The sequence below is a fragment of the Niastella soli genome, assembly GCF_017742245.1.
Lineage (GTDB): Bacteria > Bacteroidota > Bacteroidia > Chitinophagales > Chitinophagaceae > Niastella > Niastella soli.
In genome coordinates this window covers 649,441-670,700 of record NZ_JAGHKO010000011.1, presented here as the reverse complement: position 1 = coordinate 670,700, position 21,260 = coordinate 649,441, and the positions used below count along the sequence as shown (strand labels likewise).

At 43.7% G+C, this 21,260-nt stretch carries 18 protein-coding genes; 5 read left to right on the top strand and 13 right to left on the bottom strand.

Translation table 11 applies throughout. The annotated features are described in order from the left end of the window. Positions 1-30: 30 nt before the first annotated feature. On the bottom strand, positions 31-1,221 hold the full coding sequence (gene fabV / locus J7I42_RS28565) for an enoyl-ACP reductase FabV (RefSeq protein ID WP_209142674.1): 1,191 nt from the start codon (positions 1,219-1,221) through the stop codon (positions 31-33). 155 nt (positions 1,222-1,376) lie between these two features. On the opposite strand from fabV, the gene J7I42_RS28560 reads away from it, so the two are divergent. Then, on the top strand, positions 1,377-1,829 hold the full coding sequence (locus J7I42_RS28560) for a YybH family protein (protein ID WP_209142672.1): 453 nt from the start codon (positions 1,377-1,379) through the stop codon (positions 1,827-1,829). A 36-nt stretch (positions 1,830-1,865) separates the two neighbouring features. Here the strand turns inward: J7I42_RS28560 and J7I42_RS28555 are convergent, their stop codons facing one another. Beyond that, the gene (locus J7I42_RS28555; RefSeq protein ID WP_209142670.1) at positions 1,866-2,681 is read right to left on the bottom strand and encodes a helix-turn-helix domain-containing protein; all 816 of its coding nucleotides are present in this window, start codon (positions 2,679-2,681) and stop codon (positions 1,866-1,868) included. Between the two features lie 244 nt (positions 2,682-2,925). Between J7I42_RS28555 and J7I42_RS28550 the strand changes: the two genes are divergently transcribed. Next, positions 2,926-4,095 (top strand): hypothetical protein, encoded by a 1,170-nt coding sequence (locus J7I42_RS28550; protein ID WP_209142668.1) that lies wholly within the window; start codon positions 2,926-2,928, stop codon positions 4,093-4,095. 84 nt (positions 4,096-4,179) lie between these two features. Here the strand turns inward: J7I42_RS28550 and J7I42_RS28545 are convergent, their stop codons facing one another. The 8 genes from J7I42_RS28545 to J7I42_RS28510 form a co-directional block, all read right to left on the bottom strand. Continuing rightward, positions 4,180-4,665, bottom strand: a complete 486-nt coding sequence (locus J7I42_RS28545) for a YybH family protein (RefSeq protein ID WP_209142666.1) — start codon at positions 4,663-4,665, stop codon at positions 4,180-4,182. A 197-nt stretch (positions 4,666-4,862) separates the two neighbouring features. Then, positions 4,863-5,777 carry a hypothetical protein gene (locus tag J7I42_RS28540; RefSeq protein WP_209142664.1) on the bottom strand — a complete coding sequence of 305 codons (915 nt, stop codon included), beginning with the start codon at positions 5,775-5,777 and terminating at the stop codon, positions 4,863-4,865. A gap of 32 nt (positions 5,778-5,809) precedes the next feature. Beyond that, positions 5,810-7,147, bottom strand: a complete 1,338-nt coding sequence (locus tag J7I42_RS28535; RefSeq protein ID WP_209142662.1) for a RagB/SusD family nutrient uptake outer membrane protein — start codon at positions 7,145-7,147, stop codon at positions 5,810-5,812. 13 nt (positions 7,148-7,160) lie between these two features. Then, positions 7,161-10,193, bottom strand: coding sequence for a SusC/RagA family TonB-linked outer membrane protein (locus tag J7I42_RS28530; protein ID WP_209142660.1), 3,033 nt, complete (start codon positions 10,191-10,193; stop codon positions 7,161-7,163). 461 nt (positions 10,194-10,654) lie between these two features. Continuing rightward, entirely contained in the window at positions 10,655-11,485 is an 831-nt protein-coding gene (gene metQ, locus J7I42_RS28525) for a methionine ABC transporter substrate-binding lipoprotein MetQ (protein ID WP_209142658.1), read from the bottom strand. A 40-nt stretch (positions 11,486-11,525) separates the two neighbouring features. Then, on the bottom strand, positions 11,526-12,179 hold the full coding sequence (metI, locus tag J7I42_RS28520; RefSeq protein ID WP_209142656.1) for a methionine ABC transporter permease MetI: 654 nt from the start codon (positions 12,177-12,179) through the stop codon (positions 11,526-11,528). Beyond that, the gene (metN, locus tag J7I42_RS28515; RefSeq protein ID WP_209142654.1) at positions 12,172-13,203 is read right to left on the bottom strand and encodes a methionine ABC transporter ATP-binding protein MetN; all 1,032 of its coding nucleotides are present in this window, start codon (positions 13,201-13,203) and stop codon (positions 12,172-12,174) included. The genes metI and metN overlap by 8 nt, the downstream gene beginning before the upstream one ends. After that, positions 13,200-13,739 (bottom strand): RBBP9/YdeN family alpha/beta hydrolase, encoded by a 540-nt coding sequence (locus J7I42_RS28510; RefSeq protein WP_209142652.1) that lies wholly within the window; start codon positions 13,737-13,739, stop codon positions 13,200-13,202. The genes metN and J7I42_RS28510 overlap by 4 nt, the downstream gene beginning before the upstream one ends. A gap of 97 nt (positions 13,740-13,836) precedes the next feature. Between J7I42_RS28510 and J7I42_RS28505 the strand changes: the two genes are divergently transcribed. Continuing rightward, entirely contained in the window at positions 13,837-14,376 is a 540-nt protein-coding gene (locus J7I42_RS28505) for a carboxymuconolactone decarboxylase family protein (RefSeq protein ID WP_209142650.1), read from the top strand. Positions 14,377-14,519: 143 nt separating this feature from the next. On the opposite strand, the gene J7I42_RS28500 is transcribed toward J7I42_RS28505, so the two are convergent. The 3 genes from J7I42_RS28500 to J7I42_RS28490 are packed head-to-tail and all read right to left on the bottom strand — an operon-like array spanning position 14,520 to position 16,565. Continuing rightward, positions 14,520-15,563, bottom strand: coding sequence for an LLM class flavin-dependent oxidoreductase (locus J7I42_RS28500; RefSeq protein ID WP_209142648.1), 1,044 nt, complete (start codon positions 15,561-15,563; stop codon positions 14,520-14,522). A 12-nt stretch (positions 15,564-15,575) separates the two neighbouring features. After that, complete coding sequence (locus tag J7I42_RS28495) at positions 15,576-16,331, bottom strand: ATP-grasp domain-containing protein (protein ID WP_209142646.1); 756 nt, start codon at positions 16,329-16,331, stop codon at positions 15,576-15,578. 39 nt (positions 16,332-16,370) lie between these two features. Further along, on the bottom strand, positions 16,371-16,565 hold the full coding sequence (locus J7I42_RS28490; protein WP_209142644.1) for a hypothetical protein: 195 nt from the start codon (positions 16,563-16,565) through the stop codon (positions 16,371-16,373). A gap of 290 nt (positions 16,566-16,855) precedes the next feature. On the opposite strand from J7I42_RS28490, the gene J7I42_RS28485 reads away from it, so the two are divergent. Both J7I42_RS28485 and J7I42_RS28480 read left to right on the top strand, forming a co-directional pair. Beyond that, complete coding sequence (locus J7I42_RS28485; protein ID WP_209142642.1) at positions 16,856-19,900, top strand: SusC/RagA family TonB-linked outer membrane protein; 3,045 nt, start codon at positions 16,856-16,858, stop codon at positions 19,898-19,900. A 16-nt stretch (positions 19,901-19,916) separates the two neighbouring features. After that, positions 19,917-21,251 (top strand): RagB/SusD family nutrient uptake outer membrane protein, encoded by a 1,335-nt coding sequence (locus J7I42_RS28480; protein ID WP_209142640.1) that lies wholly within the window; start codon positions 19,917-19,919, stop codon positions 21,249-21,251. Positions 21,252-21,260: the final 9 nt, after the last annotated feature.

Here is a 21,260-nt window from a genome sequence, read left to right as displayed (position 1 = left end):
GAAACCGCCTCATCATTATTGTTGAATTACTTATTGCAACCCATCAATGGCTACATTCTCATTCACATCCGCAGCATAATCCACGTTAGCCAGTCCAAAACCAAATAAGTTGAGGAAATCAGTTTTATACCCCGCGAGATCGCCAATAGCCGGAAGTGTTTCGGTATCTGCCTGGATCCACAATTCAGCAACTTTATTCTGAATGTCTTCCCTCATTTCCCAATCGTCAATCCTGATGCGGTTATTGCCGTCTACAGGTATAGGCTGACCAGTATATAAGCGCTCTCTGAACAACCGATCTATTTGTTCAATACAGCCCTCATGAATGCCCTTTTCCTTCATTGTTTTATAAAGAAGCGAGATATATAAAGGAATGACAGGGATAGCAGAGCTGGCCTGGGTTACCAATGCCTTGTTTACGGATACATAGGCTTTGCCGTTCACCTTTTTCAAACTGTCGGTTATTGTAAAGGCGGTTGCTTCCAGATGGTCTTTTGCTTTTCCAATGGTCCCTTTGCGATATACGGCTTCTGTAAGGCCTGGTCCAATATAAGAATACGCCAGGGTCAATGCATTTTCAGACAGCGCATCGGCCTGTAACAACGCATCCATCCACATTTGCCAGTCTTCCCCACCCATCACGGCTACCGTATTGTCAATGTCTTCCGGTGCGGCCGGGGCAATGGAGATCTCGGAGACCTTTCCGGTATGAAAATCTACCGTTTTGTTGGTGAAGGTCTGTCCGATAGGTTTAAGAACAGAACGGTGGGTAACACCGGTTTTAGGGTTGGTCCTAACCGGTGAAGCCAGGCTATAGATCACCACATCTACTTTACCCAGGTCCTTTTTGATAAGCTCGATGGTTTGTTTTTTGATCTCATCTGAAAAAGCGTCGCCATTGATGCTTTTGGCATAAAGACCTGCTTTTTTTGCCTCATTCTGGAAGGCAACGGTATTGTACCAGCCCGGAGAAGCAGTTTTGCCTTCAGATGGCGCCTTTTCAAAGAAAACGCCTATCGTGCCGGCATTGGCACCAAATGCGCTTACAATTCTCGAAGCCAGGCCAAAACCTGTTGACGCCCCAATTACCAATACGTTTTTAGGACCGGAAATTTGTCCTTTGCTCCTGGTGTAAGCTATTTGATTTGAAATGTTTTGCTCACAACCTGTAGGATGTGCAGTCAAACAAATAAATCCTCTCATTTTAGGTTCTATAATCATAACTAATTCTTTAGCGCTTTTTAATGATGGCTGCTCCGCTTAGCCGGAAAAGATTTTCGCAAAGTATCATTTTTTGCGCACCTGGCATTCCATTTTGTGCGGAATCTTACAATTTTATGTGCTCCCCAGGCTGTTTTTTTGTCAAAAATTAGTATATGAAAAGAATTATTTTCTTATTGTCCCTCCTGGCTGGAGTCAATAGTGGCCATGCTCAATCAAAAAAGGACGAGCAATTGGAAGCCGCCCGAAAAGCTATTATTGCGAGCAACGCCATCTATTCGGACCTGGCAAATAAAGGCGATGGGTCCATTTTAACCAGATATACAGATGATGCCTGTCTCCTGCCACCAAACTCAGCCCCTATATGTGGCCGGGACAATATTCTGAATTTCTTCAAAAGTGGCCCCAAAGTACATAGTAAATTTATAATACAACACATTTACGGGGACGGGAACGACTACGTGACGGAAGAAAGCAACTATGAATTGTTTGACCTAAACAATAATAAAATAGATGAGGGGAAGGTGCTGGTTATCTGGAAAAAAACACCAACCGGCTGGAAGATGCATCGGGATATGTTCAGCAGCAATCATGCAACACAACACTAAAGATCGTGATAAGCATCTCCGGATGCTTATCATTCCTCAAAAACCAATATTCACTGCCTGCTGAAACTCCTCTCCATTTGTCAGCAGTTGGGACCTGGCCTCAAAAGGAGTGATCCCGGTAAATTTGGTGAAATCCTTTATAAAATGAGATTGGTCGTGGTATCCACAGTCATAGGCAATTGCTGTCAATTTGCGCCCGGATGTAAGGACCAGCCCGAGGCTTTTATTAAATCTATGTACTGAGAACAGCGCACGAGGTGAGATTCCAACCCTATCTACAAATAGCTTTTCTATATATCTTTCTGAAAGTCCATAAGCGGACGACAGGGTTTTACTCTCGAATGTATCCATAGAAAAAACATCCCTGCAAACCTGTCCGATCAACATAGACTTCCTATGTTGTTTTTCATTCTTAATAAGCTTCCCGATCAGAAACTTTTCCAACACAGCGATCTTTTGCTCAAGGGAAACAGCCTCCATCAAACTATAATAAACAGTGCTGATCTCCCGCGAAAAGATACCAGCGGCATCTGTAGCGAAATTGGTGAACTCCGACATGGAATCAGTAATAAACAAGGAGCTTGCAAATGGAAAGATCCTGGCAATTAATACGGAGGTCCCTTTTGTAGCCGTAAGCCTGGAAGGTGAGGTAAGATGGCCGAGCACTTCAACCTCAGGAAGTTTTCTCCTTCGGCCATCAATTAACGTGATGGCATTGCCTGCTGAAACATTTATAACCAGGTCAACATAACCGCTTGGATAGAACACTTCATCAACCAGATCATGGTCAATGGAGATCAAGGTATAATTCTTAACATACGGCCTTAAGATCTCAGTGGGGACAAATTGCATGCGGGCTACATTTTCCCCAATGTACAGAATCCTGTATCTCAACAGCTACCACTCGTCAATATTCACAACCCAATAAAATGTACGCTTTTTTATCCGATGCAGGTGCAAGCCTGGAGATTTAACCGTAAAATAAAAAGCCATAAACAGATAACTAATACAGACTTGTGTTGGAGTTCCGTTAGATCAGTCATAGAGTCAGGCTATTAACTTAACTTGCTTACACTCCTTTTAAATTACACCTGCAATGAAAAAGATCATTATACTGTATTTAGCAGCCGTAATGAGTTTGCTAAATCAACCTGTTTTCTCTCAGGAGGATACCGCTGCCTTAGGCATGGCAGGCGACAACCTGGATCTCTATGCAGTGCTAACGGTATTTCAAAAATCAAAGACCATTGAAGAGTTTGAAAAAACTTTAAATGATGAAAAAACAAAGATCAATAACCTGGATCTAAACCTTGATAAAAAAGTTGACTTTATAAAAGTGGTTTCCAAGAAAAATGGCAACTCCCATCAATTTATACTTCAGGTGGATGTCACGAAAGATGAAACGCAGGACGTAGCGGTCATTCTATTAGACAAAGACAAAAACGATAAAGTTTCTTTGCAAATAGTGGGTAGTGAGGAATTGTATGGAAAAGATTATGTCATAGAGCCAAAAGGAAATTCGCCGGTAACACCCAATCCGGCCTATACCGGAGAAAACCCGGTAACCGTTACTGTTCCGGCTCCAACTACTACGGTAGTGGTTCAGTCAGCACCGATCGTACAATATGTGTATTCCCCTGCCTACGTGCCTTATGTTCCTCCTTATCATTATGGATATTACCCGCCCTGGTTTGGATTTGCAACTGTTATGGCGGTTGGTATTTATCGTTCTAACCATTATTACCATGGGGGTTATTATGGCGGGCATTATGGAGGCGGCAACGTAGTCATCAACAATAACAATTTCAACAACTTTAATAATTACAATAACAATAAAATGCGGTCTAATACCGTATCCAATAACAGGAATAATGGTAATTATGGTAGTAATAGAACTGGAAACCGGGGGGACAGGCCGGGTGCATCAACCCGCCCCGCCAATGGCCGCGGAGGCGTTGGTGACCGTGGAGGCGTTGGCGATCGCGGAGGTGTTGGTGATCGCGGTGGCGTTGGCGATCGCGGCGGCGTTGGCGATCGCGGCGGTGTTGGTGATCGCGGTGGTGTTGGTGATCGCGGCGGTGTTGGTGATCGCGGCGGGGCAGGAGCATCCAATCGCCCATCTACCCGCCCTTCAACATCTAACTATTCCAGCGGATCAGGCAGGACCAGGAGCAGTGGAAGCGGCATGAGCGGTGGTGGCGGCATGAGCCGTAGCGGCGGTGGCGGTGGCATGAGAGGCGGCGGTGGAGGAGGCCGAAGAAGATAATAAAAGGATCATTAATTAATACCAATAAAAAAACGGCCTGGTGAAATCGTTTTCACTCAACTATTGGCAGGTATATTTTATAGCTTATTGAAAAGTGATATCAGATGCACTCATATCTCTTACACACACATATTTGTCCCCTCTTTTTTCGAACAGGCTCATATAGTTTCCGGAATTAATAGCTGTATTACTGGAGTCAACTACTTGAAAATAGCCAATCTCTACAATCTGTTTCCCATCATTTGAGACAAAAACCTCATTGGTCTTAAATTTGATCTTATTGGAGTTATTAACCAGGTCTGACCTCAGAAATTCTATAATGGCCTCCTTGCCCACCAAGGGCGTTCTGTTTTGATAAAAGGTGGTGGCATCATCCGCATAATAGCCAATATCCTTAAGCTCTCCTGAATTATAAGTAGCCGCATATTCATCCTCTTTGGCCTGGATCTCTTTTTTAATTTGTTCCTTGTCAACCGCGGCTGCCTGGGGTTCCTGTTTTACAGAATTACAAGCGGAGATATAAGTTATAATACCTGCCAGCATGGCTATTTTCATGTTCTTATTTTTCATGATCAAGTTATTATTGAATGGTATGAATCCCGTTTTCCCAGGTGCAAGATAAACACAGGCTCCGCTGAAAAGCGTTTTACTTATGTTAGTAACCGTAAAATGGCACACAATGGTTTGAGGGCCTTTCAGAAAAAAAGCCTCCGGGGATTTACCGGAGGCTATTAATTCAGATTCGGGCGGTAGAGGCATTAAAATTATCATTTCACCTGGGCCGTGCTTTGTTGTATGGTATTCAGAAAGCCCAATGCATGATTATACTGTTGTCCTTTTGTTTGTACCCAGTTTACAAAATCCTTTACTTCAGGCTTATCTTCTTTATACACAAAGATCATTTTACCAACAGGAGGCAGGTCTATATGGGATGTTTCCAACTTTTGAATTAACTGATCAAGGTTATCGTAAAAACTTTCATCCTTATCAATTTTACCGTTACCATTTAAATCCACCGGCACTACCCTTATCCCCTGCTTTTGCCTCCTTGTTTGCAGGTCATATACAAACCCAAGGTTATTGTACGCCAAACCAAGGCTGTCATTTAATACATTCTGAAGCAGCACCTTGTCGTCGGCAATCTTTGTATCGAGATTCGCCAGATCATTTATTTGTTTACCAAAATGCCTGGAAAAGGTAGCAGATGCACAGGCGCCTCTGGCATATACCCTTACAGGAACAGTAACACCACTATTCAGCGCAAAACTATTTTGTTGCTGATCTCCCCGGAAATAGATCCTTTGAAAATCAGCGCCTGACAAACCCTTTTTCTGAAGTTCGCTCCAGGCGGGATTTCGTTCATTTATAATTGGAACAATGGCGAATTTACTCACAACCGAATACGTTCCCTTCTCAGGATTTTCTTTATCAACCGGAGTACCTGTCATAGAAATATCGCTATTCTGCAAACCGAATTTCACCACGATCTCTACATCAGGATGATCTTTCCTGAATTCCTCGCCCCATTTCTCAATAAGGGGGTAAAAGAAACGGGTACCCGTAATATAAATAATTTTCTTTTCATCCTTTTTCGGGTGCTGTTTTTCAATAAATGAACTTATTATAACTGCACCTGATACCAGTACGATGGTTGATAATAGCTTGTATGATACTAATTTCATGATTAAGTAATTTATCAGTTTACATGATTGGTTTAATAACCTTTATTTTGTGTAAGGTTTGCGATCAGTACTTCCTGTCTGGGCAACGGCAATAGTAATTTATTGGCATCACTGATCCCTAATACCTGCTGCGCTTTTCCTTTTCTTATTAGATCAAACCAGCGATGGGACTCATACCCCAATTCCACTCTCCTTTCCAGCAGAATTTTGTCGATCAGTTCCTCTTTCGAACCCACGACCGGTATGGAAGGAATATTGGCACGGGCACGAATAACATTCAGATCTTTCAGACCTTCCTCCAATTTCAACTGCTCCGCCTTTGCCTCGGCCCTTATTAAATACATTTCACCCAGGCGTAATACATAGGACTGGTCTTCACCGGTAGCGATCTTGAAATTCATGTTTCCATAAGTAACTCCGCTAACAGTAAACATCAGCGCTGAACGGGCGCCGCCAATATTCGGGTCTTTTAATAGGTTAACAAATTCGTCTGTGGGCAAAAATTCCTTTTTCCCGCCTGTGGTGGGATTTTGAAACCAGTTACTGGCATAACTGTTCTTGTTATTTATAGTATAATCGATCTCAAAAATAGATTCCGTTGAATTTTTTGCCGTATAAAACTGACTATACGGCTTCGTTAATTTAAAATCAGCAGAATCATTTATGATGAGGTTGGCATATTCTTCGGCTTTCTTCCAATTCTCCCGATACAAGTACATTCTTGCCTTCAATGCCTTGGCTGTATATTGATTCGCCCGGTTGCGATTAATTGTTGCCGGAAGCAAAACCTCGGCACTATCCAGGTCGTTTTCAATGAATTGATATACTTCCTCACCAGTACTATTTGTAATACCCTTATTATCGCTGGCAGTTTTAGTTGGCTGGGTCACAACTGGCACATTACGCCATAAACGAACAAGGTCGAAATAACATAATGCCCGTAAGAAGTAGGCTTCTCCCCTTTGTTTGTTCCGTTCAGATTGATCAAATGTCACATCATTTACCGCAGGAACTTTATCAATAAGGTTATTAGCGATATTAATGGTTTTGTAAATTGCTGTCCACAACTCCTGAACGCGAGTGTTGGTTGTAAAAACACTATATACATCAAATTCACGATTAGTAGGTGTATTACCCACCCATTTTATATTATCACTGAGCAAATTGGTGATATACCTAAAAGTATTACCCTGATAAGTATTTTGCGACAATACATTATAGGCGCCAACCAATGCTGCCTGGGCACTGCGTTTATCAACAATGGAAAGTGACTGATCGATATATAGTTCTGACTTTGTATCCAACACCTTTTTGCAGGCAGTCAGGAGTGCGATGCTTACAAGAAGATAGCGTATTATTAAGTATTTCATTGTAATTCAATTTTTAGAAAGCAATATTAAACCCAACCTGCAACGTCCTTGGTTGCGGTGCAATGGCCTGATCATACCCAAGAATATTCTGATCACCATTTGAAACATTTACTTCGGGATCAACACCTTTATATTTGGTAAGGGTAAACAGGTTGGTGGCAGAGAAATATAGGCGCAGCGTGGTAATACTCCAGCGGTTAAGCAACGATTTAGGTATTGAATAACCAACAGAAAGATTACGCAGGCGAACAAAGGAACCATCTTCCAGAAAACGGCTTGGAATAATAGCTGCATTATTGCCTGCAACAGTTAAACGCGGCACATCCGTTATATCTCCTGTTTTTTGCCAGCGGCCCAATTCTTCCTTTAACATAGCAAACACCCCATTTCTTGACCCACCATGACCCATCCGGTACCGGGTATTATTCCAGACATCATTACCAAGGCTATAATAGAGCGATGCTTGTACATCGAAATTTTTGAAGACGGTAAATTCATTGGTTAAGCCACCAAAATATTTTGGCCATGCATTGCCAAGGATTTGCAGATCGGCGTCTGTAACATTTCCATCCTTGTTAAGGTCATCGAACAACACATTACCCGTTTGGGGATCAACTCCAAATTGTTTATGCAGGTAAAAAGAATACAAAGGAGAACCTTCCTGCAGAATGATAACCCCGGTTTTAATAATAGGGGCAGGCAGTTTTTGGATCTTGTTTTTGTTAGTAGCTACATTCAAATTGAAGCTCCAGGTGAAATTTTTATATTGACATAGATCGGCATTTATATTCAGCTCATATCCCTCATTGCTCATTTCTCCCGCATTGGCAAAAATGTTGTTATAACCAGTTTGACTGGCTATTGGCAATTGCAGTAAAAGATTAGTGGTATACTTACGATAGAAATCAAAACCAACAGTTATTCTATTGGCCAGGAAACCGGCATCTATACCAATGTCCGCCTGTTTGGTGGTTTCCCAACGAAGGTCAGGATTGGCTAATTGATTAGGTGCTGTACCTGAAACATCCTGGTAGTTATTTCCGCCAGACCATAAGCCCTTCGCGGCAAAATCGGGAATGCCGTTTTGGTTACCGGTGCTACCGTAACTCGCCCTGAATTTCAGATCGGTAAAAATACCAAGCGCTCTGACAAAATCTTCCTGCCCGGCCCGCCATGATACGCCAGCAGCAGGGAAATAGCCCCACCGGTGGTCCTTACCAAAACGTGAAGAAGCGTCCGCCCTGAAATTAATATCAATGGAATATTTATTATTGAGAATATAATTAACCCGACTGAAATAAGAAACCAATCCGGCATCCGAAGAGGAAGAGGTGCCCGTTTGTATCGCAGCAGAAGCAATTTTTGAAAATTCATCAGTAGGAAAGCCGATCCCCGTAACACTTGTTATTTCAAAACGTTCTTTTTGTATCGTATTCCCTGCCGTCAGGCTTAATAAATGCACCCCATTGAAAGTTTTATTATACGTGAGCAACTGCTCATTTATTAAAGTAAGATTGCGGGTGATGGCAGAAGTGGCAGAACCATTTGTAGGCGCCTGCCCCACATAGGTTTTAGAGCTATAAAAATTATCCTCCTTCGATTCATTAAAATCAATACTCCAACTTGTTCTGAACTTCAATCCCTTTACGATCGTAAACTCACCAAACCCATTGCCGGTAAACCGGGCACCAATATCAGTGAAGTTTACTTCCCGTATAGCTGCGTATGGGTTTTCAAAAAGTGATGGCCTGGCATATGACCCATCTGGATTAAACAAAGGAAGATAGGCAGGCGTGTACAAAGCTCCGTTTACTGCGCCATAGGGCACATTGTTGTTCGGGCTTTTTATCCGGTCTGTTTTTACCCCATCAATTGAAAATCCAATCTTTGCTGATTCTCTGAGTTGATGGTCAAGGTTTACCCGAACGCTGTACCGTTTGAAAGCATCAGGCTTAACAATAGCTTCCTGATCGTAATAATTCCCGCCAATATAAAAACTTGTTTTGGTATCACCGCCTGTTGTTGAGATATCTATGTTATGCGTGGGCGCATCCTGAAAGATGATCCCGATCCGGTCATTGGTCGGTTGTTCTTCCGGTAATCCCAGACCGCCTTCAGCGACCGGACGAAATGGCCTTGTAGCGTATGGCTTGCCATCATTGAGCCAGGTTTCATTTTGAAGAATACCTTCTTCGGGCCCGGCAAGTGTTTTCCAGAATTTCCTTGCAGAAGAAGAGCCATAATAATAGCCAATATTCACCTTAGCCTTGTTGTTCAGTTTACCATGCTTTGTTGTGATCACCACAACACCATTTGCACCTCTTGATCCGTATATAGCCGTAGCATTGGCATCTTTCAGGATCTCAATTGATTCAATATCCGCCGGATTCAGATCAGCCAATGGGTTGGTTACCTGTCCACCCGTTGACACAGATTGCAGGCTTCTGTTATTAATGAACACCCCATCCACCACATACAGGGGATCATTGGTAGCATTAATAGAAGTAGAACCCCGTACCCTTAGAAAAATACCAGTGCCTGGCACAGGAGAATTGGCCGAAGCCAGAACCCCCGCTGCTTTCCCCTGCAGTAACTGATCAATACTTGCAGCAGGCACGTCTTCTATTTGAGAAGTATTTACGGAGCTCACCGCACTTGCCAGGTTTTTTCTTGATTGCGTTCCATAGCCTACCACTACAATATCCTTTAGTTTATTATTGGCTTGTACTAACGTAATTGTAAATAGACCGGGCCCATCTTGAATGGCTTCAATGGTCTGATAGCCTACATAACTTACAATATATGTCAACGGCAGATGTTGTGCGGTGATGAAGGTAAATTCACCTTTATCGTTTGTAACTACTTTATGTGTACTGCCTTTTATTTGAATGGTGGCGCCTGCCAGGGGGACATTTGTACGCTCATCAATTATCCGGCCGGCAAGGGTACTGGTTTGTGCAAACCCTATGACCGAAACAAATAAAGCGGCTATAAATGGGAAAAGAAATAATAAGCCAGTCAGCTTTGGTTTGGTAAAATTTTTCATTGTGCAGGTTTTACTGCGTTGGGAGTTACTTAAAGAATATGCAGCATAATCTTTCCCTGGTCAACAGCCGGCATTCATATAAAGCCAATCGCCGACTTTACAGGAATACTACTGACTGTTGACCAGGAAATAGAATGATAGCGGGAAACATTCATGCAGACTGCATGAATTATATAATCAGACTGTATTGTTCAACAACAACAGCAACAATAAAAATTCGCTGAAGAACGAAAACGGAATTTAATCGCCATGCAGGTGTTTGCCAAATGGCTCTGGGTGTCCATTATTGTAAACTTTAAAGGTTAATTTTCCCTCCCCGAACTGCTGGCGATTAACAGTGAGGAATAAAACAGGATTAGTACACTATTTATGTAGACAAATATAAAAAGATTATTTAACCGAAAAAAAATAATATCTAACGACAACAGGAAGGGCCCCTAACAACCAGCAGCAAAAAGACCTTACCAACCCTTTATAGCTCCTCCTTTGAATTCTTTTTCAGCCACCTGCTCAACCTCAACAGACTGGTAAGCAGCAACAAATTGTTTAACTTTTTCATCGCTTTTATTATCATCCCTGGCCACGATAAGATTTACATAAGGAGAGCTTTTATCTTCAACAAACAAACCATCGCGGGTAGAGATAAGCCCTGCCTGCGCAGCAAAGTTATTATTGATAATAGCAATCGTGATCTGCTGATCGTCTAACGACCTTGGTAACTGGGGCGCTTCCAGCTCAACAATTTTTATATTTTTCGGATTTGCAACAATGTCTGTGATCTTTGGCAGCAGCCCCACCCCTTCTTTCAATTGCAGCAGGTTATTCTTTTGCAATAACAGCAATGAGCGGCCTCCATTAGTGGGATCATTAGGAATAGCAATAGTACTTCCCGCCTGCAATTCACCAAGGCTCTTGATCTTTCGGGAATAGCCGGCAATGGGATATACAAATGTATTACCCACAATGGCCAGTTTGTATCCACGTTGCTTTGATTGCGCATCCAGGTATGGTTTATGCTGAAAGGCATTCAGGTCAATATCGCCCTGACTTAATGCTTCATTGGGAATAACATAGTCATTGAAAGTTATCAGTTCTACATCGAGATTATATTTTTTAAGGGCCACTTCTTTGGCGGCATTGGCGATATTAAATTCAGGCCCCGATACAACGCCCACCTTAAGATGTTTGGCATTTTTTTTATTACCACTTCCCGCACAACTGATCAATAGACTGATCAACAGGCCAGTTACAATGAATACAATAAAATCAGGAAAGAATTGTTGGATTTTCATATTCTAAACATTAATAGGATTTATCAGCTAACCATTTGTGTCACCTGTGATCAACAGCCCGGGCAATTCGATCACCTGTGAATTGAATAATAAATACAAGAATTACCAGCAGGATCAATACCGCATTCATTACCAGCACATCATAACCAACATAACCGTATTGATAGCCGATCTGGCCCAAGCCACCTGCGCCTACCGCCCCGCCCATGGCAGAATAACCGACAAGGGTGATCAGGGTAATGGTAGCACAATTGATCAATGATGGCAGGGCTTCAGGCAATAATACTTTATACACTATTTGAAAAGGTGTGGCGCCCATCGCTTTTGCCGCTTCTATCAATCCGCCGGGCACTTCCAGCAAACTGTTCTCTACCATGCGTGCTATAAATGGCGCCGCACCAATGCTTAATGGAACCAGGGCCGCTGCTACCCCGATAGATGTTCCCACTAATGCCCTTGTAAACGGGATCATCCAAACAATTAGAATAATAAAAGGTATAGAACGGAAGATGTTCACGATCACGGAGGTGATACGGTTAAAAAGCACATGCTCCAGCACCTGCCCTTTACGGGTTAAAAATAGCAATACACCCGCAGGCAGGCCGAGCACAAAGCCAAAGAAGCCGCCGGCAAACGTCATGACAATTGTTTCTCCAATGCCCTTTAAAAATAAGGGTAACATAGCTTCAGACATAGCCCAATACCTCCACTTTTAATTGATTGTCAGTAAAATATTGTAATGTAAACTCCCTGGCTGCTGCATTGCCGCTCAACTCAAGCAGCACAACGCCAAACGTCACTTCATCCAGGCTGTCTACCTGGGCTTTTATTATTTTTGATTGAATATGGAACCGGTTTACCACCTCACTGATGAGCACATCTATACCAGCTTGTCCGGCAAACTGCACCTTTATTAAAACCCCGCAGTCAACATAGGGACACGCCTGCAACCGCCTTGTATAGAATCCTGGCAACTCCACATGAAAAGTGGAAGAAATAAAATCCCGGGCAACCCCGGTTTTCGGGTGGGCAAAGATCTCACTCACCGTCCCCTGTTCTATCAATTTTCCCTGCGACAAAATACCCGCATAATCACAGATCGCTTTAACCACTTCCATTTCATGTGTAATGAGCAGGATGGTTATTCCCAGACGCCTGTTTATATCTTTTAATAAGGCCAGGATCGATTTGGTAGTTGCCGGATCGAGTGCGCTTGTAGCCTCGTCGCATAAAAGCACTTTGGGATTATTCGCTAAGGTCCGGGCAATGGCAACACGTTGTTTTTGACCGCCCGATAAACTGGCCGGGTAATCAGCCGCCTTGTCTGTCAAACCTACCAACTGCAATAAATCATTTACCCGTTCCCGTATTTCCGCTTTTGGCGTGTGGGTAAGCTCAAGCGGAAACGCCACATTGTCAAATATGGTACGTGATGACAATAAATTGAAATGCTGAAAGATCATGCCGATCTGTCTTCGTTCACGGGTTAACTCCCTGCTGGAAAGTGTTGACAGCGATATACCGTTTACAACCACCTCTCCCGACGTTGGTTTCTCCAATAAATTAACGCAGCGGATCAATGTGCTCTTTCCTGCGCCGGAAGCACCGATAATGCCATATATTTTTCCCGGCGGAACAGTCAACGATACATCCTGCAAGGCTGCCACCTCCCTGTTCTTTTGATAAAAATATTTCGTCAGGCCTTTTATTTCAATCATGCTACAACACCCCCTTCGAGCGTTTTTAAAAGAGCTAAGCCATCCTTCCAATCCTGTAGATCAGACTCGCCATTAATATGCCCCTTATCGCCTATCCCAACAAAACGACTGCCCCAATACGCAGCCCATTTTGCCGCACGCTCCATGGCACAATAGGGGTCGTTCATACTGGCAACAACAATGGTTGGCATAAATAATTTCTCTACCGGAACCGGGGCAAAGTTCTTCAGGATCGCCTTGTCTGAATTTTCCACATCGGCTGGCGCTACCAGCAATGCCCCGCAAATAAACGGTGAATAATGCGTAACTGCCCAGTGAACCGCAGTAATACATCCCAGGCTATGAGCAACCAGAATGGTGGGGGTATCAATTTCTTTAACGGTTTTATCTAATCGATCTACCCAGCTTTCTTTAACAGGCGTATCCCAGTCATCCTGCTGCACCCGGGCAAAACGGTCCGGGTATAAACGCTCCCATTTTGTTTGCCAGTGATCATCTCCCGAATTATATAAGCCAGGAATATTTAAATATTTCATCAGTATTTCGTAATTTAGTCTACATATTTAGTGGACAAATATACGCAATAATAATTCCCAAAGAATCACGTTAACATACAATATTAAAAACACTATTATGGCAAGGATCGCTCCGGTTACTATAGACAATCTGCCACTTGTTACCCGAGAGGCGTTTGATGAGCACGTGAATGATTACAACACGCCCATTACAAATTCGAAAGCTACATTAGGGCATTCCATGCTGTCATTTACCATTTACATGCAATGGTATCCCTTATATGAAAAAGTAAAACAACAAATTGGCGAAAGGGCTGCCTATCTGTATGCATGGGCAGTTTCCAATGCATCCAACTGTTCCTTATGTGCCGCTTATTTCAGGAAAATAATGATCGAAAATGGCGAAGACCCTGACCGGTTATTATTAAATGACCACGAAAAAGCACTGATCGATTTTGGAAGTGCCATTGCCGAACACAAAGGTTGTATAGCCAACCATGTATATAATAGCCTGGAACAATATCACAATAAAGAGGAAATGGTTCTTTTGATAGCATTTGCCGGGCAAATGATAGCCACCAATATCTTTAATAATGTAATAGAAACTGATATTGATATCTATTTAACTCCATTCCTGCCTGCTAAATTTTCCCTGTAAACAGACATCAGGGAACAGCATCTTCTTCATTAGGAACCGATGGTTCCTTTTTTGATGTAAAGAACCGGTTGATCAAATGCCAGTAATGTATCAACATGGCCATCCCTGTCAGAACAATTGCTACCCACAAAAAAGGAAAGTTATTATTTGACATGTTCAATTTCCTCCTGATATTGAATAACAGTATCCGCAAAACGCTCCATTTCTTCCAACTGCGGACTGCATTGCAACAAAAATAAATTCACGCCTGCCCGTTCAAATTCTCCGATCCGGTCCTGCACTTGTTGTGGCGTTCCAATAAGCCCGCTTCGTAGGCCCCGGTTGCTGACAGAATAATCTTCCAGGGATACCCGTTGTTCCAATTGAGTGCCGGCAAGCCACTGCTGATAATTACTATACCCGGGGCTCCCCTCCTGTACATTAGTTATACGTTCTAATTCCTTTTTCACTTCTGCTTCTGAATTTCGGATAATGCTATATGCCGCCACTCCATATTGTAATGGTGGCAACCCTTTTTTATCACGCCTTTCGTTCATATCCTTTATGCGTTTCCCGATGGTTTCCGGACTGTCGCCATGCATTACATAAGCATCGCATAAGGAGGAGATCAGGTCTTTGGCCCGTTCACTTTCACCACCAGCATAAAGCAATGGCCGGGGTCTTGAAACAGGTTTTGGCTGCAGGATATTATCGGTTACTTTGTAATACCGGCCCTCAAAACTAAAGTGATCTTTTTTCCAGATATTATCCAGCACCGTCAGCCATTCTTCCGTACGGGCATACCGGTCATCATGCTGTTCAAACTGAACGCCATACTTTTCCGCTTCATCTTTCCACCAACTGCTCACCACGTTCAGGGAAATACGGCCATTACTGATGTGATCAATATTGGCAGCAGTTTTTGCCAACAAGGCAGGGTTATGAAAAGTGGGCCGAACAGCCACCATCAATTCCAGCTTTCTGGTAACCGCTGCCAGCGCCGCTGCCGTGCTCCAGGCGTCGAGGCTGGGGGCCTCAACACCCTTAATATCATTTAAATTCAATTCAGCGATCAGGGAGAGATCGTAGCCCAACTGTTCGCTTCGCTGGGCCAGCTTTTTTACATACTCCCAGGTCGGTTGCATATTCTCATTGGCTACATTTCGCAGCCAGCCGCCGAAGACGGGTAGCCAGTATCCGTATTTCATAATGGTATATTATTATTGAGTTAGTGAGGCATTTATTGATTGTAAGGTCTTTTTACCCAGGGCCTGGGTTGCTAAAAAGTCAACCAGTTTCTCATGCGGGTTAAACCCAATAACATTCACCGCATCGGCCACAAAGTTCGACAGGGCATTTACGTCATAATATACCAGTTTACCGTCGCGGTCGTCTATCATATATTCAATGCCCCCTACATCAATACCTGCGTGTTGCACAATGGATTCAATGGCTTGTATAACTTCAGCAGGCGGTGTGTATCCTTCTACTTTAAGTCCGTTTTTAGGCGCATCCAGAGCACAGGCATTTCGTAACAACTCTTTCCCATCGCTTGTCTGGCAGATATCGGCCGGGCACAGATTAAAAGATTCTCCGGTGGTGTAAACTTTAATTGCATACAAATAGCGCCCTGCCAGCGTTTCTACCCGCGTTATATAACCACCACGAGCCGGAATAAACTCCTGCACCAACGCCGTGTTATCTATGCCCAGTGATATTTCGTTGTCTTCTATAGCCGCCCGTAATGATACTACAGAATCATATTTTGTAATTCCGGCACCACTGCCACCAATATTAGCCTTCACTACAACCGGAAACCGAAGCCCTTGTACTGCCCGCAATAATTGTGAAGTATGATTGATCACCACCGTACGCGGATAACCCAGGCCCAGCTTTTTTAACAGCGAGAGCTGTGCCGCTTTTGATACTTCATAGCTGAATGCCTTGTACCCATTAATTGTTTTAGTACCAAACAATTCCAGGTGTTGCAGGTATGAAAGCGTAAAGAATATCCCCTATGCACCATCCCGTAAATAGGCCGATGGACTCATACGATTAAAAAATAACGAATATCTGTTTACGGTATCGGTTATATCAAAACTATGTTGAGCGGGGTTGATACGCTCGTAAGGCATCCCTCTTTTCTCCAATTCTGCAAATAAGGGCTTAAACCAATCCGGATGTTCGTGATAGATAGCAAGAGGTTTCATAAACTATAAATATTTAATATTACAAACGCTGTATATAATTTTTTTGGCGATACAAAAAAGATGACGTTATATTTGTCTACTAAATTAGTAGGTTTTACAATTCAAAAGGCACACAATGAAAAAATATTTCTCTTTCACCTGTTGTTGTTGATCACCATCCCCCTCCTTGAATGAATGTGCTTTCGTACCAAGCTGAATGAATGCGTTTTCTTGCCGTTATTGAAATGACTTATAAGTTCTAATCTGTACACCTTGTGTACGGCAATTCATTCATTTAAAAAAACTGCTTCATGAACCGGCTCTACCCAAAAGGGTTTAACCTATTACTATTCCTGCTTGTTTCGCATATGCTGGTAGCCCAAACCACTATTTCCGGCACTGTTTTGTCCGATGAACAAACACCATTGGAAGGAGTGACCATCCAGGTTAAAGGACAAGCCATTCAAACCCTCACCAACAGCAAAGGCGGCTTTACAGTTACTGTACCAGTACTACCGGTATTATTATTGATAAGCCATACCGGTTATCAAAAAGGGGAATTTAATATTACAACCATAACGCCTTCCTCATTCAGGCTCATTAGAAATGAAAGGAACCTCGATGAAGTAGTGGTTACCGGCTACAGCACCCAGAATAAAAAACTGATCGCCGGTTCCATTCAAACTATTAACAGCCAGGCTTTCCGCGATGTGCCGGCCAGCGGGTTCAATCAATTGCTGCAGGGAAAAGCAACCGGTGTACAGGTGAATGCCAACTCGGGCGTTCCAGGTGGCGGTATAACATTCAGAATACGAGGTAATAATTCCATCAATGCTTCGGTTGATCCCTTATATATCATCGATGGTGTTTTTATTTCCAATACCGATCCTATTCAAACCGGTATGGGGCAGCAACAGGGCTCTAATCCCATCGCAGACATAAACCCTTCAGACATAGAGAACATCACTATTTTAAAAGATGCCAATGCTACCGCCATATATGGTTCATTGGGTGCCAATGGCGTGGTGATCGTAACTACCAAACGTGGCCGTTTGAACAGCCGGGCTAAAGTCAGTTTGAACGGATATCATGGCTGGAGTACAGCCACTAAAAAGTTCAAAGTGGCCTCCGGACCCGAAACAGCCCTGCTGACCAATGAATCACGGATCAATACAGTGAAGGACAATCCGGCATTGCCGCCACCTTCCCTTATTGCCGAACCCGATTCACAACCCACTTTTGACCGGATCTCCGATCTGTTCCGCACCGCACATACCAGCAATTATGAAGTGGCTGTTCAGGGCGGAACCGACAAAAGCGCCTATTATGCCGGATTCGGTTACATTAAACAGGAAGGCATTGTACGCCCTTCGAACTTCGAACGGTATTCGGGCCGTTTGAACTATGACAATTACCTGAACCAGAAAGTAAAGATCGGTACCAGTGTAAACATCAGCCGTACCTGGCGTAATGTTAGTAGTAATGATAATAACCCTCAGGGTGTCATTAATTCCGCCATTTTTGTGCGCAGCTACCTGCCCGTTTTTAATTCTGATGGCACCTATGCCCGTTATGGTAGCTTTGATAATCATCTGGCCCTGATCAATTACCTGGGAAATAATGCAGTGGGTTGGCGCACGATCGGAAATGTGTATGGTGAATATGCCATACTGCCTCAATTAAAACTCCGTACCAGTTGGAGCCTTGATAATGCCAGTGAATATGAAAATAATTTCACCAGTAGTTTACTGGCAGCTGGTGTGGCCAGTAATGGGTCTGCCGCTTCTTACGAAACCAAGAACCTGGTGCTCACCAACGAACAGGTACTTACGTTTATACAATCATTTGGTGAGGACGGCAAACACAGCATCAACGCCCTGGTGGGCAATACCATTAATACGGTACTGTCTCAAAGCACCAGCGCTACAGGCACCGGGTTTGCCAGCAATGACCTTACAGCAGTATCCGTGGCTTCTGTACGTTCCGGATCATCAGCGGAAAGCAGGTCTAAGCTATTATCAGTATTTGCAAAAGCCAGTTACACCTATAACAACCGGTATACCCTTGATGCGAGTTTCCGCGCAGATGGTTCCTCCAAATTTGGGGAGAACCATCGGTGGGGATATTTCCCCTCGGGTGGTTTTACCTGGCGGGCCGATCAGGAAGATTTTATTCAATCCTTAAACCTGTTCAATGAATTGCGCTTTAGGACAAGTATTGGTTTATCAGGCAATCAGAATGGGATTGGTCCGTATGCAGCACAGGGACTATGGCAATCAGGCAGTAATTACCTCGACCAGCCCGGTATTGCCCCATCACAACTGGCCAATCCGGATCTTACCTGGGAAACTACCCGCCAATCCGATCTCGGTACTGAGTTCAGTATTTTAAACAGCCGCTTGTTTGTGTCTGTTGATTATTATAACAAGTACACTTATGACTTATTGTTAAACGTTCCAGTGCCCAACAGAACAGGCTTTGCCACTTACTTACAAAACTATGGGGCTGTGAGCAACAAGGGATTTGAACTGGCTATCCGTTCAACCAATATCAATACCCGCACTTTCAAATGGACAACCGAGTTCAACATTTCACAAAACACCAATCGTATTGAAAAGCTGGCCTCGGATATTACACTGGGCGCATCAGGACGCAATATTTCCATTCTGCGACAAGGGTATGCGGTGAACTCCTTCCAGCTCTATAAACAATTGTATGTTGATCCGCAAACAGGAAATGCAGTGTATGAAGATCTTACCAAAGAAGGCAACATCACAGCAGCCGATCGCCAGATCGTTGGCAATGCACTGCCCCGTTACACCGGTGGATTTACCAATTCTTTCAGCTATAAAGGGTTTGACCTGAACATCTTTTTCTATTTCCAGCAAGGAAACAAGATCATGAACATGAACGATTTCTTCCTGGTGCATGGAAATACCCAGGCCAATATCGGGTTTGTGCCCCGGCAGTTGGAACGCTGGCAAAAACCAGGCGACATTACCGACATCCCACGCGTAACTACTTCCAATCGTAATATTGAAGCCAATAACAGCGCTGCCAATAATTATGGCGGTAACGTAGCCAATTTAAGCAGCAGGTACCTTGAGAATGGTTCGTTTATACGGTTACGGACCCTGTCACTTTCCTATACCCTGCCTTCATCTATAATCAATAAACTAAAATTCAACAACATCAGGGCATATATCCAGGGCACCAACCTCATCACTATCACCAAATACGGTGGCCCCGACCCGGAAGTAAGTTCACAAAGCGGTAATCAAAACACAGCTGGGTACGATTGGGCTACAGTGCCACAACCAAAAACAATTCAGATAGGTTTAAACCTTGTTTTTTAACGGGAAAAAATACATTATGCAATCAGGTATCAGCTCTATCATACTTATAGGCGGTTTATTCCTTCTTTCTTCCTGCAAAAAATTCCTGGAAGAAACGCCTAACAATGCGTTACCCACTAACAAAAGCATTACCGATGCCGCTACTGCCAGAGCGGCTATTATTGGCGCCTACAACTCGGTGCAGGATTACTATGCGGCCAGCTACCCTACCCTGGGTACTATAACAGCCGATAATGTGATCTTTTATGGTACGTTAAGCCAGTATCTGCAACTAGACCAGAACGCCATACCGGCAGACAATGTAACCACTGTGGCTGCCTATCAGAATATTTACAAGGCAATCAACTCCGCCAACAGTGCAATAGCATATGTACCGGAGGTTACAGATCCTTTATTATCGGCTGCAGAAAAAAACAAACTGCTTGGCGAAGCTTACTTTATTCGGGCACTGGGTTATTTCGACCTGGGTCGCGGTTGGGGCGGGGTGCAATTACAATTACAACCAACCACCAACCTCTCCGCAGCACGGGGAATAAAACGCAGTACACTGCAACAAACCTATGACCAGGTATTGAACGACCTGATAAAAGCAGAAGATCTATTACCCGAAGATGCCAGCACGCGTAACCGGGCGCAAAAAAGTACGGCCCGGGCATTGCGGGCACGATTACATTTATATAGAAAAGAATGGGCAGAAGCCGACAAATACGCCTCACAGGTGATCACCAATCCCAAGTACGCCCTGGTAACACCTTTTAAAGCATTCTTTACAACACCCTTCGGCACAACAGAATCTGTTTTTGAATTAACCTTCTCGGCCAATGATAAAAACTCTTTCTGGAATTTGTGGTACCCCAGTTCCGCCGGTGGACAGTATACCTTAAAACCTTCCGCCTCCTTTGTAAGCAAAATAAACGATGCGGCAATTGGCGGCAGCCGGAACAGTCTTATCGCCGGCACCGGCGATAATGTATACGGCGTACTGTACAACACCAGCGCTACCAGCACCGATCCCTCCTATATAATCCGCATAGCCGAACTGTACCTGGTACGAGCAGAAGCCAGGGCACAGTTAGAGGACCTCAATGGCGCCCTATCCGATCTGAACAGGATCAGGAACCGTGCAGGGGTAGCTGACTCAAAAGCCGCTACCAAAGGCGACTTGCTTCAGGCTATAGAAAATGAGAACAGTATCGAGTTCGCTTTTGAAGCCCATCGCTGGTTCGACCTGGTGCGTACCGAAAGAGTGGATGACATCCTGGGGATCACTAATAAAAACTACTGGGTATTTCCTCTGCCCTATTCCGATATTTTATCAGACCCCGACGCGCAGCAAAACGATGGTTACTAATAAACCAAA

Coding starts and splice junctions, on each gene's coding strand:
- J7I42_RS28550 (WP_209142668.1), top strand. CDS start 2,926: ATGAAAAAGATCATTATACTGTATTTAGCAGCCGTAATGAGTTTGCTA.
- metQ (WP_209142658.1), bottom strand. CDS start 11,485: ATGAAAATCCAACAATTCTTTCCTGATTTTATTGTATTCATTGTAACT.
- J7I42_RS28545 (WP_209142666.1), bottom strand. CDS start 4,665: ATGAAAAATAAGAACATGAAAATAGCCATGCTGGCAGGTATTATAACT.
- J7I42_RS28485 (WP_209142642.1), top strand. CDS start 16,856: ATGAACCGGCTCTACCCAAAAGGGTTTAACCTATTACTATTCCTGCTT.
- J7I42_RS28560 (WP_209142672.1), top strand. CDS start 1,377: ATGAAAAGAATTATTTTCTTATTGTCCCTCCTGGCTGGAGTCAATAGT.
- J7I42_RS28510 (WP_209142652.1), bottom strand. CDS start 13,739: ATGAAATATTTAAATATTCCTGGCTTATATAATTCGGGAGATGATCAC.
- J7I42_RS28555 (WP_209142670.1), bottom strand. CDS start 2,681: ATGCAATTTGTCCCCACTGAGATCTTAAGGCCGTATGTTAAGAATTAT.
- J7I42_RS28540 (WP_209142664.1), bottom strand. CDS start 5,777: ATGAAATTAGTATCATACAAGCTATTATCAACCATCGTACTGGTATCA.
- metI (WP_209142656.1), bottom strand. CDS start 12,179: ATGTCTGAAGCTATGTTACCCTTATTTTTAAAGGGCATTGGAGAAACA.
- J7I42_RS28500 (WP_209142648.1), bottom strand. CDS start 15,563: ATGAAATACGGATACTGGCTACCCGTCTTCGGCGGCTGGCTGCGAAAT.
- metN (WP_209142654.1), bottom strand. CDS start 13,203: ATGATTGAAATAAAAGGCCTGACGAAATATTTTTATCAAAAGAACAGG.
- J7I42_RS28530 (WP_209142660.1), bottom strand. CDS start 10,193: ATGAAAAATTTTACCAAACCAAAGCTGACTGGCTTATTATTTCTTTTC.
- fabV (WP_209142674.1), bottom strand. CDS start 1,221: ATGATTATAGAACCTAAAATGAGAGGATTTATTTGTTTGACTGCACAT.
- J7I42_RS28480 (WP_209142640.1), top strand. CDS start 19,917: ATGCAATCAGGTATCAGCTCTATCATACTTATAGGCGGTTTATTCCTT.
- J7I42_RS28490 (WP_209142644.1), bottom strand. CDS start 16,565: ATGAAACCTCTTGCTATCTATCACGAACATCCGGATTGGTTTAAGCCC.
- J7I42_RS28535 (WP_209142662.1), bottom strand. CDS start 7,147: ATGAAATACTTAATAATACGCTATCTTCTTGTAAGCATCGCACTCCTG.
- J7I42_RS28505 (WP_209142650.1), top strand. CDS start 13,837: ATGGCAAGGATCGCTCCGGTTACTATAGACAATCTGCCACTTGTTACC.